The 15,989-nt window shown below is 48.7% G+C and carries 19 protein-coding genes; 11 read left to right on the top strand and 8 right to left on the bottom strand.

Going from position 1 to position 15,989, the window contains the following annotated elements; all coding sequences use genetic code 11:
* Positions 1 to 41 precede the first annotated feature (41 nt).
* The 9 genes from atpG to LAT77_RS03370 all read left to right on the top strand — a co-directional run bounded on the left by atpG (position 42) and on the right by LAT77_RS03370 (position 9,509).
* Complete coding sequence (gene atpG, locus LAT77_RS03410) at positions 42 to 902, top strand: F0F1 ATP synthase subunit gamma (protein WP_290563147.1); 861 nt, start codon at positions 42 to 44, stop codon at positions 900 to 902.
* A 51-nt stretch (positions 903 to 953) separates the two neighbouring features.
* Complete coding sequence (gene atpD, locus LAT77_RS03405; RefSeq protein ID WP_290563146.1) at positions 954 to 2,339, top strand: F0F1 ATP synthase subunit beta; 1,386 nt, start codon at positions 954 to 956, stop codon at positions 2,337 to 2,339.
* Between the two features lie 18 nt (positions 2,340 to 2,357).
* Positions 2,358 to 2,786 carry a F0F1 ATP synthase subunit epsilon gene (locus LAT77_RS03400; protein ID WP_290563145.1) on the top strand — a complete coding sequence of 143 codons (429 nt, stop codon included), beginning with the start codon at positions 2,358 to 2,360 and terminating at the stop codon, positions 2,784 to 2,786.
* A gap of 166 nt (positions 2,787 to 2,952) precedes the next feature.
* Positions 2,953 to 4,332, top strand: coding sequence for a bifunctional UDP-N-acetylglucosamine diphosphorylase/glucosamine-1-phosphate N-acetyltransferase GlmU (gene glmU, locus LAT77_RS03395; protein ID WP_290563144.1), 1,380 nt, complete (start codon positions 2,953 to 2,955; stop codon positions 4,330 to 4,332).
* Position 4,333: 1 nt separating this feature from the next.
* Positions 4,334 to 6,163, top strand: coding sequence for a glutamine--fructose-6-phosphate transaminase (isomerizing) (gene glmS / locus LAT77_RS03390; protein ID WP_290563143.1), 1,830 nt, complete (start codon positions 4,334 to 4,336; stop codon positions 6,161 to 6,163).
* Positions 6,164 to 6,354: 191 nt separating this feature from the next.
* The gene (locus LAT77_RS03385; protein ID WP_290563142.1) at positions 6,355 to 7,278 is read left to right on the top strand and encodes a phosphate/phosphite/phosphonate ABC transporter substrate-binding protein; all 924 of its coding nucleotides are present in this window, start codon (positions 6,355 to 6,357) and stop codon (positions 7,276 to 7,278) included.
* 9 nt (positions 7,279 to 7,287) lie between these two features.
* Complete coding sequence (phnC, locus tag LAT77_RS03380) at positions 7,288 to 8,052, top strand: phosphonate ABC transporter ATP-binding protein (RefSeq protein ID WP_290563141.1); 765 nt, start codon at positions 7,288 to 7,290, stop codon at positions 8,050 to 8,052.
* On the top strand, positions 8,052 to 9,125 hold the full coding sequence (gene phnE, locus LAT77_RS03375; protein WP_290563140.1) for a phosphonate ABC transporter, permease protein PhnE: 1,074 nt from the start codon (positions 8,052 to 8,054) through the stop codon (positions 9,123 to 9,125). The genes phnC and phnE overlap by 1 nt, the downstream gene beginning before the upstream one ends.
* 147 nt (positions 9,126 to 9,272) lie before the next feature.
* Positions 9,273 to 9,509 (top strand): VF530 family protein, encoded by a 237-nt coding sequence (locus tag LAT77_RS03370; protein ID WP_290563139.1) that lies wholly within the window; start codon positions 9,273 to 9,275, stop codon positions 9,507 to 9,509.
* 9 nt (positions 9,510 to 9,518) lie between these two features.
* Here LAT77_RS03370 and LAT77_RS03365 read toward each other — a convergent pair whose 3' ends face one another.
* Positions 9,519 to 10,061, bottom strand: coding sequence for a DUF2058 domain-containing protein (locus tag LAT77_RS03365; RefSeq protein ID WP_290563138.1), 543 nt, complete (start codon positions 10,059 to 10,061; stop codon positions 9,519 to 9,521).
* A gap of 205 nt (positions 10,062 to 10,266) precedes the next feature.
* Between LAT77_RS03365 and LAT77_RS03360 the strand changes: the two genes are divergently transcribed.
* A complete protein-coding gene (locus LAT77_RS03360) occupies positions 10,267 to 10,668 on the top strand; it encodes a hypothetical protein (RefSeq protein WP_290563137.1) in 402 nt (133 codons plus the stop codon).
* Positions 10,669 to 10,702: 34 nt separating this feature from the next.
* Here the strand turns inward: LAT77_RS03360 and LAT77_RS03355 are convergent, their stop codons facing one another.
* The 3 genes from LAT77_RS03355 to yghU form a co-directional block, all read right to left on the bottom strand.
* Positions 10,703 to 10,990 (bottom strand): HigA family addiction module antitoxin, encoded by a 288-nt coding sequence (locus LAT77_RS03355; RefSeq protein WP_290563136.1) that lies wholly within the window; start codon positions 10,988 to 10,990, stop codon positions 10,703 to 10,705.
* 9 nt (positions 10,991 to 10,999) lie between these two features.
* The gene (locus LAT77_RS03350; protein WP_290563135.1) at positions 11,000 to 11,278 is read right to left on the bottom strand and encodes a type II toxin-antitoxin system RelE/ParE family toxin; all 279 of its coding nucleotides are present in this window, start codon (positions 11,276 to 11,278) and stop codon (positions 11,000 to 11,002) included.
* 166 nt (positions 11,279 to 11,444) lie between these two features.
* Positions 11,445 to 12,317: a glutathione-dependent disulfide-bond oxidoreductase gene (gene yghU / locus LAT77_RS03345; protein ID WP_290563134.1), complete on the bottom strand. Its 873-nt coding sequence runs from the start codon at positions 12,315 to 12,317 to the stop codon at positions 11,445 to 11,447.
* Between the two features lie 112 nt (positions 12,318 to 12,429).
* On the opposite strand from yghU, the gene LAT77_RS03340 reads away from it, so the two are divergent.
* Positions 12,430 to 12,846: a hypothetical protein gene (locus LAT77_RS03340; RefSeq protein ID WP_290563133.1), complete on the top strand. Its 417-nt coding sequence runs from the start codon at positions 12,430 to 12,432 to the stop codon at positions 12,844 to 12,846.
* 2 nt (positions 12,847 to 12,848) lie between these two features.
* Here LAT77_RS03340 and LAT77_RS03335 read toward each other — a convergent pair whose 3' ends face one another.
* From LAT77_RS03335 to LAT77_RS03320, 4 genes are all read right to left on the bottom strand, one after another.
* A complete protein-coding gene (locus LAT77_RS03335; RefSeq protein WP_290563132.1) occupies positions 12,849 to 14,252 on the bottom strand; it encodes a hypothetical protein in 1,404 nt (467 codons plus the stop codon).
* 57 nt (positions 14,253 to 14,309) lie between these two features.
* The gene (locus LAT77_RS03330) at positions 14,310 to 14,744 is read right to left on the bottom strand and encodes a nuclear transport factor 2 family protein (protein WP_290563398.1); all 435 of its coding nucleotides are present in this window, start codon (positions 14,742 to 14,744) and stop codon (positions 14,310 to 14,312) included.
* 66 nt (positions 14,745 to 14,810) lie between these two features.
* Positions 14,811 to 15,344, bottom strand: coding sequence for a DUF3617 domain-containing protein (locus tag LAT77_RS03325; protein WP_290563131.1), 534 nt, complete (start codon positions 15,342 to 15,344; stop codon positions 14,811 to 14,813).
* Positions 15,345 to 15,357: 13 nt separating this feature from the next.
* Complete coding sequence (locus tag LAT77_RS03320; protein WP_290563397.1) at positions 15,358 to 15,852, bottom strand: NADPH-dependent FMN reductase; 495 nt, start codon at positions 15,850 to 15,852, stop codon at positions 15,358 to 15,360.
* Positions 15,853 to 15,989 lie beyond the last annotated feature (137 nt).

The raw sequence follows: 15,989 nt of genomic DNA, 5'->3' as shown, positions 1-15,989 counted from the left end.
GAAACTGCGGCCTTCCGTCGTTGTAAACGCAGGAGATTATTATGGCCGTTGGAAAAGAGATAAAAACTCAGATCGGGAGTATTAACAACACTCAGAAGATCACCAGCGCAATGGAAATGGTTGCGGCCTCGAAAATGCGTAAAGCGCAGGATCAAATGGCCAGCAGCCGTCCATACGCGGAAGCTATTCGCGAAGTGATCGGCCATATTGCTCAGGGTGACCTTGAGTATCAGCATCCTTGGATGACTGATCGTGAGGTTAAACGTGTTGGATATATCGTCATCTCGACCGACCGTGGTTTGTGCGGTGGCTTGAACAGTAACGAATTCCGTATGGTGTTACGTGATGTTCAAGAATGGAAAGAGAAAGGTGTTGACGTAAGTTTTGCTGCAATTGGATCGAAAGCTGCGGCTTTCTTCAAGCGCATTACGACAAATATCCTAACCCAAACTTCTGGTTTGGGTGACAAGCCTGCCCTGAACGATCTGATCGGAACGGTATCGGTAATGCTGAACGCATTCGACAGTGGTGAGCTTGATCGTGTGTATCTCGTGTACAACAAGTTTGTTAACACGATGACACAACAACCGGTCATTAACCAACTGTTACCTTTGCCTAAAACAGAAACTGCAAAACGTGCACATGCTTGGGATTACTTATACGAGCCAGACGCAAAAACGTTGTTAGATACATTGTTGCGTCGTTTCGTAGAAAGTCAGGTGTACCAAGGTTCAGTCGAGAATTTAGCGAGTGAACAAGCGGCACGAATGGTAGCTATGAAAGCAGCTACCGATAACGCAGGACAACTGATTGATGAGTTGCAGTTAGTTTACAATAAAGCTCGTCAGGCAGCGATTACCCAAGAGATTTCAGAGATTGTCTCGGGCGCTGGCGCAGTGTAAACCTGCTACCCGGCAAAGGTCATGAAGATTTGCAGAGTTAGAGGATAAGTCATGAGTCAAGGTAAGGTCGTCCAAATCATTGGCGCAGTTGTGGATATCGAATTCCCACAATCTAGCGTACCAAAGATCTACGACGCACTGCGCATCGCCGAAGGCGATTTGAAGGGTCTAACCCTCGAAGTTCAGCAACAGCTGGGCGGCGGTGTCGTGCGTACAATTGCACTCGGTACTACTGACGGTCTCCGTCGTGGTTTGAGTGTTGACAATACAGGTGAGCCAATTATGGTTCCCGTTGGTAAGGCAACTCTAGGACGTATTATGAACGTTCTTGGTGACCCTATCGACGAAGCTGGCGATATCGGTGAAGAAGAGCGTATGTCGATTCACCGTGAAGCGCCTTCTTACGAAGAGCAGTCAAGCTCAATCGAGTTGCTTGAGACAGGTATCAAGGTTATCGACCTAATCTGTCCGTTTGCGAAAGGTGGTAAAGTTGGTCTGTTCGGTGGTGCCGGTGTAGGTAAAACCGTAAACATGATGGAACTGATCCGGAACATCGCAATCGAGCACAGCGGTTACTCAGTATTCGCTGGTGTTGGTGAGCGTACTCGTGAAGGTAATGACTTCTATCACGAAATGAAAGACTCGAACGTACTTGATAAAGTAGCGTTGGTTTACGGTCAGATGAACGAGCCACCGGGTAACCGTCTGCGCGTTGCATTGACCGGTCTTACCATTGCGGAGAAATTCCGTGACGAAGGTCGTGATGTTCTGTTCTTCGTTGATAACATCTACCGTTATACACTAGCCGGTACGGAAGTATCAGCACTGCTTGGCCGTATGCCATCAGCGGTAGGTTATCAGCCTACACTTGCTGAAGAAATGGGTGTATTGCAGGAGCGTATTACGTCAACTAAGACAGGTTCAATCACGTCAATCCAGGCCGTTTACGTACCTGCGGATGACTTAACTGACCCGTCACCAGCAACTACGTTTGCTCACTTGGATGCAACCGTTGTATTGTCGCGTGACATCGCGTCATTGGGTATCTACCCTGCGGTTGACCCACTGGACTCAACTTCGCGTCAGCTCGATCCACAAGTTATTGGTACCGAGCATTATGAAACAGCGCGTGGCGTTCAGTCAGTCCTTCAGCGTTACAAAGAACTGAAAGACATCATCGCCATCCTCGGTATGGACGAGCTGTCTGAAGAAGATAAGCGTGTTGTCGCACGTGCGCGTAAGATTCAGCGCTTCTTATCTCAGCCGTTCTTCGTTGCTGAAGTATTTACCGGTTCTCCAGGTAAGTACGTGTCATTGAAAGACACGATTGCTGGCTTTAAAGGCATTCTGGACGGTGACTTCGATCACATGCCAGAGCAAGCGTTCTACATGGTTGGTACCATCGACGAAGCGATCGAAAAAGCCAACAAAATGTAATTGAACGGGAGGTTTGTAATGGCGGTATCTACAGTACGTCTGGATGTGGTAAGCGCAGAAGAACGGTTGTTCTCTGGCGATGTACGTTCTATCCAGGTGACAGCTGAAGAGGGTGAAATGGGTATTTTACCTAAGCACACCCCGTTATTGACCGCCTTGAAGCCTGGCATGATTCGTTTGGTGACAGAAGCCGGCGAAGAAGAGCTGTTTTATGTTGCTGGCGGCATTATGGAAGTACAACCTGACGTTGTCACCATTTTGTCTGACACGGCGGTACGTGGTGGCGAACTTGACGAGCTAGCGATTGAGAAATCAATCAAAGAAGCGCGTGAAGCAATGGCCCACTCGTCACCTGACATGTCGTACGCTGAAGCAGCAGCAGAGCTTGCCCGTGCAGTCGCACAGTTGCGCGTATTGCAACATCTTCGCAAGAAGAAAGGCAAGTAACAGGTTCGCACAAGGCGATCAGCAAAAAACCCGGCTTATGCCGGGTTTTTTATTGCGCTAGCGTTGGACGCTAGCTGTATAAACATTTCGCAAGTGGCGTTTCGGAACGCTCGGAACCCTGCTAAAATTGTTTTTCCTTAGTGTCATTTGGTAGAAAGGATCGTCCATGACCACAGCCCCAATCAATGCCGTTATTCTAGCCGCAGGCAAAGGCACGCGGATGCGTTCTGCGCTGCCAAAAGTGCTTCATCCCGTGGCCCAAAAACCAATGGTTGCGCATGTCATTGAAAGTGCGCAAAAACTTGGCGCTGAACGAATTAACTTGGTGTATGGTCATGGTGGCGAGCAATTAAAGCAACGCTTGGCAGATTATGCAGTCGACTGGGTTGAGCAAGCCGAACAATTGGGCACCGGCCATGCGGTGCAACAGGCAATTCCGAAGATTTCCGACGACGAAACAGTCCTGATTCTCTACGGCGACGTGCCACTCACTCGAGTCGAAACACTGCAAGCATTGCTGACTGCGAAAGGCGACAGTCCTTTCGCACTATTGACGGTTACCCTGCCCGACCCAACCGGTTACGGCCGCATTGTTCGCGATAATACGGGCAAGATTACCGGTATTATTGAACATAAAGATGCATCTCCAGAACAACATCGCATAACCGAAGTGAACACCGGAATCATGGCGGTGAATGGCGGAGACCTAAAGCGTTGGTTAAGCCAACTCGACAACAATAATGTGCAGGGCGAGTACTATCTGACCGATATCGTTGCCATGGCGGCAACCGAAGGTGTGGACATTGCAAGTAGCCAGCCAGCCGAGATTAGCGAAGTAGAAGGTGCAAATAACCGAGTCCAATTAGCTGGCCTGGAGCGCGCCTACCAGCAACGCCAAGCTGAAGCGCTGATGATGGCCGGTGCTACTCTACTCGACCACACTCGAATTGACGTCCGCGGCAGTGTGACCGTTGGTTCTGATGTGGTGATCGACGTCAACGTGGTGTTTGAAGGTGAAGTCACAATCGAGGACGGCGTGATGATTGAGCCGAATTGCGTGATTCGCGACAGTCATATTGCAGCAGGCGCTGTGATAAAAGCAAATTCAGTGCTGGAAGGCGCTAAAGTTGGCCCAACGGCACAAGTTGGACCATTTGCCCGTTTGCGCGCAGGTACAGAATTAGCAACAGGAGCGGCGGTTGGCAACTTTGTTGAAATCAAGAAGTCATATCTTGGCAAAGGTGCGAAAGCCGGTCACTTAACGTATTTAGGCGATGCCACCGTGGGTGCCGGTACAAATATCGGTGCAGGAACCATTACCTGCAACTATGATGGCGTGAATAAACACAAAACCGAAATTGGCAAGGGTGCCTTTATTGGCTCTAATAGTTCATTAGTTGCACCGGTTGCCATCGGTGACAACGCGACCATTGGCGCGGGCTCGGTCATTACGACACAAGTCGGCGCAGACGAACTTGCAGTTGCTCGCGGCAAACAACGTAATATTGCGGGATGGAAACGCCCAGTGAAAAAGGGAGATCAGTAAGATGTGTGGAATCGTTGGAGCAACGGCAGAGCGCCGAGTCGCTGGGATTTTATTAGAAGGCCTACGTCGCCTCGAGTACCGTGGTTATGACTCCGCTGGCGTGGCCTTGTTAAATGACGAAGGCTTGCAGCAAGTGCGTCGTGTCGGCAAGGTTCAAGCACTGGCGGACGCGTTGGAAGAAACCAACACCAATGGCTTTAGCGGCATAGCCCACACCCGTTGGGCGACGCACGGAGGGGTCACCGAGGCCAACGCGCATCCCCACTTCTCCAATGACACCATTGCAGTGGTCCATAACGGAATCATTGAAAACCATGATGTCTTACGCAAAAAGCTACAAGATCTCGGTTATGTATTCACCTCGCAAACCGACACCGAAGTGATTTGTCACCTCATACATCATGAGTTAAAAACACAGGATGACCTGCTTGCCGCACTCCAAGCCACAGTAAAACAATTGGAAGGCGCTTATGGCACCGTCATTATGGACAAACGTCGTCCAGGCGAGCTCGTTGTTGCACGCTCTGGCAGCCCGTTAGTCATTGGTCTTGGTCTTGGTGAAAACTTTGTTGCGTCGGATCAGTTAGCATTATTACCGGTGACCCGCGAGTTTATCTATCTTGAAGAAGGTGATGTAGCGCGTATTACCCGTGAAACAGTAGAAATTTTTGATACCCAGGGGCAGCCGGTTCAACGTGAACAACAAACCTCTGACTTGCAGTATGATGCAGGCGGCAAAGGCGAATATCGCCATTACATGCTGAAAGAAATTCATGAGCAGCCCATTGCCGTGCGCAGCACCCTTGAAGGTCGCGTCAATGGCGATGAAATCATGGTCAATGCATTTGGTGAGAACGCTGCAGAAATCTTCAAAGACATTCGCCACGTCCAAATTATTGCGTGTGGTACCTCGTATCATGCCGGTATGGTCGCGCGTTATTGGTTTGAGGCTTACGCAGGCGTGTCATGTAACGTCGAAATCGCTTCAGAATTCCGCTACCGCAAGTCGCATGTTTTTCCGGGGAGCTTGCTGGTCACGATTTCGCAGTCGGGTGAAACGGCCGATACCTTGGCGGCCTTGCGATTGGCGAAGACACTCGGTTATCGTTCGAGCTTAACCATTTGTAACGTGGCGACCTCGTCCATGGTACGGGAATCGGATTTAGCCTTCTTAACCCGGGCTGGCGCTGAAATCGGTGTAGCTTCAACCAAAGCCTTTACCACGCAGTTAGTCGGCTTGTTGATGCTGGTAAGTGCCCTCGGCCGCTTCAATGGCATGGATCAAGCCACCGAAGCAAGGATTGCTCACGCTCTAGCCGCGTTACCGACCAAACTTGAACAATCATTGAAAATCACCGCAGAAATTGAAGAATTGGCCGAAGAATTTGCCGACAAAGAACACAGTTTGTTCTTAGGACGCGGCGACCAATATCCGATTGCCATGGAAGGTGCGCTGAAGCTGAAAGAGATCAGCTACATTCACGCTGAAGCCTATGCCGCCGGTGAGCTAAAGCACGGCCCGCTCGCATTGATTGACGCCGAAATGCCGGTCATTGTGGTTGCACCCAACAACGAGCTGCTCGAAAAACTGAAGTCGAACGTCGAAGAAGTTCGTGCTCGTGGCGGCATCATGTACGTGTTCGCCGACAAAGACGTACACTTCAAAAGCGATGACACCATGCGCGTGATTAACCTCGATCATGTTGACGAGCTAGTCGCACCAATCGTCTACACCATCCCATTGCAGCTACTGAGCTACTACGTTGCCATTATTAAAGGCACCGATGTAGACCAACCGCGTAATTTAGCCAAGAGCGTTACCGTGGAATAAGACGAAAGGGCCGCAAGGCCCTTTTTTCTTAGTAAAAATTCGCAATCATCCCCCCGCACGCTTCAGAACAAAGATTCGCGAAGCGATGACAGCTCGATGACAGCACGATGAACCGCCCATGACGGCACTGTCATATTAAGATCATAAAGTTGCGTTATAAAGGTCATGAATTCACCACAGGGTGCTTAACCATGACCTTTAGAATGCCACTTAAAACCTTGTTTTTAATCACGTTACTGCCTTTAGTTATGCTCATAAGCGGCTGTCAGCCAGCGGGCGATTTGGGCAGCCGTGACAATCCAGTAAGGCTTTATTTCACTCCCTCTGTGGATGCTGACACCATAGCCAGCAACTCCCGTGAATTTATTCGTTTCTTAGAGGAAGAAACGGGTGACTACTATGTCACAGGAATTCCTACGAGTTACATTGCTGTGGTTGAAGCCTTTGGCTCGGGCCGCGCCGATATTGGCGCAATGAACTCCTTTGGTTACTTGATGGCTAACGAGCGTTACGGTGCGCGCGCGCATTTACGGATGATTCGCCATGGTGTCGACTACTACCAAGGACAAATTGTCGTGCGTGCTGACAGCGATATTCACACACTTGAAGATCTACAAGGCAAGCGTTTTGCTTTTACTGATCCGGCGTCGACTTCCGGGTACTTCTTTCCGCTAAAAATGATTCGCGAAGCCGGTGTCAGCCTTGGTAACGAAACGTTTGCCATGAAGCACGACAGCGTGATTACCATGGTCTACCAAGGGCAGGTGGATGCTGGTTCTGCTTACTATTCAGCGCCCGCAGCCGACGGCACGATTCGCGATGCCAGACAGCGGGTGTTGACCCAATTCCCAGACGTTGAAGAGCGCGTGCGTATTCTAGCCGTGACCGACAGAATACCGAACGACCCTTTCGTGTTCCGTAAAGACCTGCCTGAAGATATTCGCGACCGCTTTATCGATGCGGTGAAGAAATTCCTTGATACGGAAGAAGGTCGCACTATCTTTCGCAATATCTACAGTGTTGAGGGATTGGTGGATGCCACAGATGCAGACTACGACCCGCTGCGCGACATGATTCGCGCAATTGAACTCGATACCAACCGACTTTTGCTGTAGGACATGCACATGCATTTATTAACCGCCGACAAGCTCGTAAAAACCTATCCGAACGGCACGCAGGCACTAAAAGAGGTGAGTTTTAGCGTCGACGAAGGAGAATTTTTGGTGGTGATTGGTTTGTCGGGATCGGGCAAGTCGACGTTGTTGCGATGTATTAATCAGTTGCACCCAGTGACAAGTGGAACCATTCAGTTTGAACACTTGGCGCTGAATAACCTGCAAGGAAAAGCTCTGCGCCAGCAACGCAGCCGCATTGGGATGATTTTTCAACAGTTCAATCTTATTCCGCGCAAAACCGTGCTCACGAATGTTCTCGCTGGCGCTCTGGCCTCTACTCCGGTATGGAAGTCGTTATTGGGCCTGTATTCGGCAGAGCAAAAACGACAGGCGATGAAATACCTCAGTATTGTCGGCCTTGATCATAAAGCTTATGTGCGGGCGGATAACCTATCCGGGGGGCAGCAGCAACGAGTGGCTATCGCTCGAGCCTTGATGCAACAACCGAAAATTTTACTCGCTGATGAGCCGGTGGCCAGCTTAGACCCAGCGACTTCCCATTCGGTGATGAAATATCTGCAAAAAATTAACCAAGAGCTCGGCGTGACCGTGATTTGTAATCTGCATTTCTTATCCCTTGTGCGCACGTATGCGACGCGCGTCATAGCGCTCAAAGACGGCTCTAAGGTTTATGAAGGCTCGCCTACAGACATTGACGAACAGTGGTTTCAGACTATCTATGGTGAAGACGCTGTTGAAGTGAGTATTAACTAATGGACAAGAATCAAGACGTACAAGAACAACTGCATGCGACCATGCCAGTCACTCGCTATCAGGCGACGATCAAAGCCTGGTGCATTGATGCGGTTTTGTGGAGTTACAGCGTCCTCGTGATTTATAAGCTCGTATACCAAAGCTGGTATTTAAATCTGCGCCATTTGGACTTCAGTTGGTCAGAGCCTTTAGCCTGCGGCATTGCCGGAATTATTGTCGCGAGTGGGCTAATTTATACTCGGTTATCTGTGGGTAAAGCTATTACCGGCTTGATTGAGTTCAAAGACGGTGAGTCACTTTTTCGCACCGCGGCAGTGCGCCTAGGCCTCGTCTTTTTATTACTGACCTTCCTAGCTGGCTTGCAGGTATCGCAAGTATCGATGCGCGAATTCTTCTCTGATAGCGGACTCACCGGTGCTCAGCGCATATTTACTGCGCTACTCACCCCGAATATGTCGATTTTTGAAGACGCATTATTCGCCGCGATTGAAACTGTCTATATGGCCTTTATAGCCACGGCGTTTGCGATACCGGTGGCCTTTATATTGGCGTTTTTCGCTGCAAGAAACCTGATGAAGCACTCGGCTTTGAGTTTCGCTATTTATGCGACGGTGCGCTTCTTTATGAATCTCACACGATCAATTGAGCCACTGGTTTGGGCCATTATCTTTTCGGTGTGGGTCGGTATCGGGCCGTTCTCGGGGATGTTGGCATTGTTTTTACACTCTGTGGCATCCCTGACGAAACTCTACTCCGAGCAAATTGAGGCGATTTCTGACGGTCCGGTTGAAGCCATGACGGCAACGGGTGCACACCCAATTCAAGTCATTTGGTATGGCGTGGTGCCCCAAATCGTATTGCCGTATTTGTCGTACACGATTTATCGCTGGGATATCAACGTGCGCATGGCAACGGTGATTGGCCTTGTCGGTGGCGGTGGTATCGGCACTATGCTCATGCAGTATCAGGGTCTAGCGCGCTGGAACGAAGTGGGAACCTTGGTGATCATGATTGCCGCGATTGTCTGGATTATGGACTACGCCTCAGCGAAGATTAGAGCGCATTTGAAGTAACCGCTTCACGACAACGCCCGCCGCTAGCAGCGGGCGTTTTTGCTTGTTCTTCATCGCTGCAAAGGCACGGGTCTCGTCTTGCGGCCTTTATTGACGTATCCTATTCAGTAAAGTGAGCCTATTGATTAACCCACGAGACATTCTTGAATGAATCAACAACCGAATAATCCTCTGCACGGATTAACCCTCGAAACAATCGTCACGCGTTTGGTGGAGTATTATCACTGGCAAGGATTAGCCGAGCGGATTCCAATTAACTGCTTTGCCAAAGACCCATCGATAAAATCATCACTTAAGTTTTTGCGCAAAACCCAGTGGGCACGAGACAAAGTCGAGGCACTGTATATCAGTACCTTTGCCAGCTCAAATCCTTGGCTGAAGTAAATTCAGCCACTACCACATCAGATCATCAGGTATCTTGTAATCTGCGTAAGGATCATCGTTGTCAGGGGCTTCCTCTTGGGCGTCGGGGTTGTTAAGTAAGACGATCGCTGTGGGTATGCGTTGTTGAATCTTCTCAGCGACTTGAGCGGGAATTAGCGCGTAGCCCTCACCGTCACGGACAATAGCTATCTGACCGTGGGTTAGCTCGTTATGTATTTTTTGGTTAACGTGCAAACGTTTCACCAATGTACCATCGGCAAAGTTAAAAGTGATTTCGCCCTTATGGTCAATTCGATTGACGTCGATGAGCTGACGAACTTGGGCTGCGATTGCCTTTTCTTGTAACTCCGCTTGGCGCTGTCGATTCAGTTCCTGGTCACGAGCGACCTTCTCACGGCGCTTTTGCTCGGCAAGTAACGTCGCTTCATTGACGATTTGGCGCTTCTTACCTGCACTCTTCTTTTGCTGATGCTTTTCTTTGTTCAGCGTCTTCAGTTTTTTCGCATCGGCTAAGCCGGCCTTGAGCAACTGCTCTTGCAGGGCATTCTTCATAACAGCACTTTCCGTTTGAATTTGGTATTGGTGGTATTGAAACTGTCAGTCAGCTTAAAACTAAACGCGCGTGCAGTACAGTGCCAATCCGATTACTTTTTGATTGGTAATTAATTAGGATTGGGATATTCTCAAAGGCGGTTAAAAAGGAATCGTATTCTTAACCATTGATTAGTTATCACTCACAGAGTTTGGAGGCAAAGGAATGATACGTCCTATAATTTTCATATTAATGACTGCAGTGCTCACTGCATGTACATCTGCACCAACAGTTGAGCACCAAGTCACCGGCCAGACTCGACCCGCTGTTTCACCTGCTGACGTGTTGTTTATTCAACACGCGCCAGAGCACTACCAAGAAATTGGCATTGTATCGGCGCAAAGTCCAAAATCTTCGACCTCTCTCGATGAGTCGGTAACTGATGCGCTGATTGAGCTGTTAAAGGCCGAAGCTGCAGCACTCGGCGCGAACGCAGTGGTGATGACCTATCTCGGCGACCAAAGTGAAACGGTAAGAGTGAATTCCTTCGACGGCTTCCAAGGCGGAGCTCGAGATGAATTACGGGTGCAGCGACTGGTCCAAGGGCTCGCGATTTACGTGGAGTAAGGCTTCGCGTTCAGGTCGCCTTTCGGTGCTGAAATTATGCAGCAACTAGTTTTCGAACTTTTAGCGCCTCTCGATGTTGTTCGGCGTGCCAAAGTTCAAACATATATTGTTGCTGCAACCAGCTTTCCGCCGATGTGTCGAAGGCGATAGACAAGCGAACAGCCATTTCCGGACTGATACCGGCGCGTCCATTGAGAATTGAACTGAGTGTTTTTCGGCTAACGCCAAGGGCGTCGGCTGCTTCTGTGACCGATATTCCTAGAGGCTCGATACAGAGCTCTTTAATAATTTCACCTGGATGCGGAGGGTTGTGCATTACCATAAATTGTCCTCAATGGTAGTCTTCATAATTAATTACTTCAGCATGACCGTCGTTAAATTTAAACGTGACACGCCAATTTCCGCTGACTTTGACCGACCAAGTTCCTTTCCTTTTTCCTTCTAGCGGATGAAGCCTTAATCCCGGAAGTTTCATATCGTCAATGTTATTTGCTGCATTTAGTCGACCCAGAATTAAACGCAATTTCTTTTGATGTTCCACCATAATTCCAGCTGTACTGCCGGTGAAAAAGAAGTTAGCGAGACCTTTGTGTTTAAAGGATAAAATCATGAAAAGTGTAACCTATAACGACTCACTTATCAAAGTGTAAGTAATTTGGTCATATTATGATCGTTGAAGTTACTCAGATGAAACGTAAGTTTTTGTCAGCAATGGCTGATTGATGCATAGCAAGCCTTCGCAAAATCGCCAAGGCTTGCTAAGAAAAGCAGAGGAGTTAACCTTCCGGGTTCAATTTGTCCTCAGTTCGCAATTCAAAATCGCTGGCATCGTGGCGTTCGCGCAGCTGACTCGCTGGCTCTCCCCATGCTTTATTCACCATACGACCGCGCTTTACGGCTGGGCGTGCGGCGATTTTTTCAGCCCAACGTTGGACATTTTTGTAGCTCGAAGCGTCAAGAAATTCTGCGGCTTCATACACTTCATTGCGGACTAAGGCCCCATACCACGGCCAAATCGCCATGTCGGCGATCGTGTACTCGTCGCCTGCAATGTAGTCGTGGTTCTCCAGTTGCTTCTCAAGTACGTCGAGCTGGCGCTTCACTTCCATGGTGTAACGATTAATCGGATACTCGTATTTTTCCGGTGCATAGGCATAGAAGTGGCCAAAGCCGCCGCCAAGAATTGGCGCACTCGCCATTTGCCAAAATAGCCAGTTCAAACACTCTGTTCGACCGGCAGCTGATTTCGGGATGAACTTGTCAAATTTCTCCGCTAGATACAACATCATCGAGCCCGACTCAAATAATCGGGTTGGCGGATTGGTACTATTATCCACCATCGCCGGTATTTTCGAGTTTGGATTCACCGCAACAAAGCCTGAACTAAACTGCTCACCTTCCATGATATTGATTAGCCATGCGTCGTATTCTGCCGCCTTAATTCCAGCAGCGAGAAGCTCTTCCAATAAGATGGTGACCTTCACACCATTTGGTGTCGCCAAAGAGTACAGCTGCAATGGGTGCTTACCGACCGGCAATTCTTGGTCGTGCGTGGCACCAGAAATTGGCCGATTGATATTGGCGAATTTACCACCATTGCCTTGTTTCCATTGCCAAACTTTCGCTGGTGTATAGGTGTTTCCGGACATGAGGTACCTCGTGATCAACTAAATAATGCATGACTGTATGCTGCCATAGCCTCATTACGTTAGCTATCGTACAATGGTTGTATGTCTCTAGGTTTCTTACAAAAGGCTTTCCGTGTTTAAGAAGATCGAATCCATTCCCCGTCGCTATCGTTTAACCTTCCTGCTTGCTGTGTTTGTTATGACTCACCTGATATGGGGTACAGAAATGCTCCGCTATTTTGGTGGCTGGACATTGCTGCTGTTTGTCATGTTTCCAGAAACCTTAGTCACTAAAATTCCGGCAGATAAAACGAAAGATATGCTGCGTTTACTTAGTCGCGAGGACGACCGTTTACGTGTCGGCATGGAGCAAGTGGCTCTGAGCGTTGTGAAAAAAGTTGCGCTCAGTGAATACAACGACAAATACGCCATGTTGTCGTTTCCGTATACGGGGAAAATCAGCTCAAATTACGTGTTTCCGATTGAGCAAATGAACGACGTACGCGCTTGGTTACAAACGCATACGCCGGAACTAGAGATTATTACTTAGACTTACAAGGAAATCTGCAAGCGCTCATTGGTTGAGGCTGGAGCGAGCTTCCAGCCCACTTGTGATTGAATGATTGATTGACCAAACCGTATTTCCAAATCCTGCATCTTGCGCAAATCCTCCATGGTTGTCATCGGCGATTGACTCCAAATGCTCATGGTCACCTCATTGGCTAACGCGCTGCGTATATCCGCAAGCACAGGAGCGTTGCGAACATCAATTGCGATGTTGCCTAACGTTAATTGGAAGGTTTCTGCATGTGGTAAGAAAATCAAATTGACCTCTAGCTGATGAAAGCCCTTGTCACCGCCAGAAAAGAACATAGGTAGCTCGATACCGCCATCGGTCATGGGCAAATTAATGGTGATATCGAGTCGATAGGGGTGTGAGGCTTCAATGTCCGCGAGCGTGATCACGTCCGTTTGAGACGTCTGTGCACGCGTCATATGCTCAGAAAAATTCGCTTGCGAGAGGATTTCATTGATGTTGCCCAGAGCGTCCTCGGTCGAGATGGAGAATGTTTGCACGGCGAGTTCAAAGGGAGTTGCTCCCTGCTCAATCGCGTGGCGCCAATTCGTATTTTCAGCAGAAAAATCATTCACAAGGTCGATGAATAGTGCGCCAGTGATGTACGCAGACGTGCGCACTGCGTGAGTGGTTTCAAAATGAGGGGCGAAATTTTCGAAAAAATAATCCATGCTGTTGCGATAATCTTCTGCGTAACTTGATCGGATACCGACCCAATGAGCGGTTCCCTCGGTCCGCTCGATATCGCCAAGATAGTCAGCGATTTCCGGAGCGATTACTTCATTGAGTGCGACACGAACGCTCAGCCAGGCGCGAATATCGTCTAAGTCACGACTGCTATGAGCCTGTTGAGCAAGCGCAAATTGCAATGCCAGCATGGCACGATGACTGGTTTCATCAAGGTACTTTGGGTCGAGGAACTCATTACGACCGCGATCTGCAAATGCGTCACGTTGATAGCCATGAAAAGCTTCATGCAATAGGGTTTCGCGATGATCTGCGTGAGCTGCCTTGTCATCGCTAAGGCGAATGGCCGTGGCATTCTTATCGTTTGGCAGTGAATACTGAATATGAAAAGAAGAATCGGTTAAATTTGGCAAACGTTCAGCGTAGTAATAAAAGTTGTCGGCGAGTTGCTCATACCCTGCAATAGGCTCTTCCGTCGTAAAGAGAACAGCCTGGCCGTCGAGGCTATAGGTAATAAATGGAGTGTTCTCAGACCAAAACCCAGGCCAAACCGCGGTAAAATGGGCATGTGATTGCTGAGTTTCGGTGGCGAAAGCAAGGAGCTTTTGCGATGTTGTTGGGTCTTTAGAGTTGTGTTGTTCTGCTGCGGATGTCGTCGCAAGGACGAGCGCCAAGAGGAAATGAGTGAGCATGATGTTCCTTTTCATTTTTATAGAGTGAAGAGGACCTCTCCGGGTCCGCTATATAGATTAATTCGGTGCGTTATTACTCACACTATACAAAGCAATTTGCCAACCGTCGTCACCGTTTTCCCAAATCATTAAAAATTTACCTTCGTACGAGGTCAACTCGCGGTCGCCGGCGAAGGTGTTCACCACCCGCCCGGTCATCCAAGCAACGTCATTACCCGTCGCAATTGACGTGTATTCATGGGTGTAACGCGTGCTTTCAAGGAAGAAAAAGAGACGACTGAAAAAACCACCAATGGCTGGACGACCTTCCACAGGGGGCATGTTGGCAATATGGAGCATGCCATCATAGGCAAAAAGCTCGCTGAGGCGCTGGTGATCTTTATCCAACATGGCTTGTTGTAACGACTCAAATTTCTGTTCAAGTGCGGAATCAGCCTGAACTGAAGGGCTTAAAATTAATGCGGCGATAAAAATCACCCCAAGCAGTGTCATTTTCAACACAGTCGAGCTCCTTGTTGGTATAAAGAAAGCGCTCGTCTCAAGAACGAGCACGTCTAACTATCCATCACATTCCGCTTGAAGCCAAGTGCCTTTTTGTTCCATGACGAGTGTTTCTGGTTGCCCATTGAATTCAGTAGCGACATTCACGAGTGCTGAATAACGGGTAGGATCATGGATACGAAAAGTGCCCTCACCGCTGGTGGGAGGGTTGCTGTCACACGAAAAACGAACATGGAAAGTGTCGCCCTCACCTGCCGTCATCGTTTGTGTGCATCCGTCCTCCTGTGTCCACATCCCTTGGCGAATCTCTTCCTCGGTAATACACATTTCTAGCGTTGCGCCTTGCATGTCAAGGTTGATTCCTTGCTGCGCCATCATATCTTCAACCATCCGCCGTTGTGATTCGGGTAAAGCATTGAGCTGCTTGCGAACCTCATCCATTGCTTGTTCGAAGCTACCACTTTCACTGGTCATGGAGTACTCATGTTTCCATTTGCCGGGCTTGATATCAATGACGATACTGTCATCCGCTGCTACCGTTCCAGCAGCGAAGATCAGGCCCGTAAAGCTTAGTATTGTTAGGTTTTTCATGGTTCACTCCTTGTTAGAACGCGGCGATATCCTCGATGACTGCTTGAATGCGTTTGCCGTGTTCATCATTTTTTAATTGATTGTTGTCGTCAAAGGCTTCATGGGCTTGTCCCAAAGCAAATTGAGTCGGGGCAACCCATAAGCTTAGTTTAGCTAATTGATCCCGAAGCGCCAATAATGCGCGTAGACCGCCCAATGCTCCGGGACTTGCTGAGATAATACCGACAACCTTGCCTTTGAATAAGGTGATTCCTGAATCACCGTTCTCAAGTGAACGCGACATCCAATCGAGCGTGTTTTTTACCAATGCAGGTACTGCACCGTTATACTCAGGCGTCGCAATTAGAAAGCTGTCATGTTGGTCGAAAATTGCTTGCATTTCGCGCACTTTTGCAGGAACGCCGGCGTCTTCAATGTCACCGTTATAAATCGGCAACGGAAAGTCATTGAGATCGATCAAAGTGACGTCATGCCCTTGCTGTTTGGCGATGTTAACCGCGTTCTGAATTAACTTTTTGGGCTATTTGCATTCTAGGGTTGGAATCACTGTTTTTCAATCCTAATTCAACTTCTGTCAACTAGTCCCTGACTGGTTGGATTTATTAAACTAAGAAGGTGTTTCTTGTAGCTATGGTCTGGTTGGTT

This window comes from Aliidiomarina sp. (genome assembly GCF_022565475.1).
GTDB lineage: Bacteria > Pseudomonadota > Gammaproteobacteria > Enterobacterales > Alteromonadaceae > Aliidiomarina.
The sequence above is the reverse complement of the archived record's forward strand: the minus strand, read 5'-3'. Positions and strand labels throughout refer to the sequence as shown.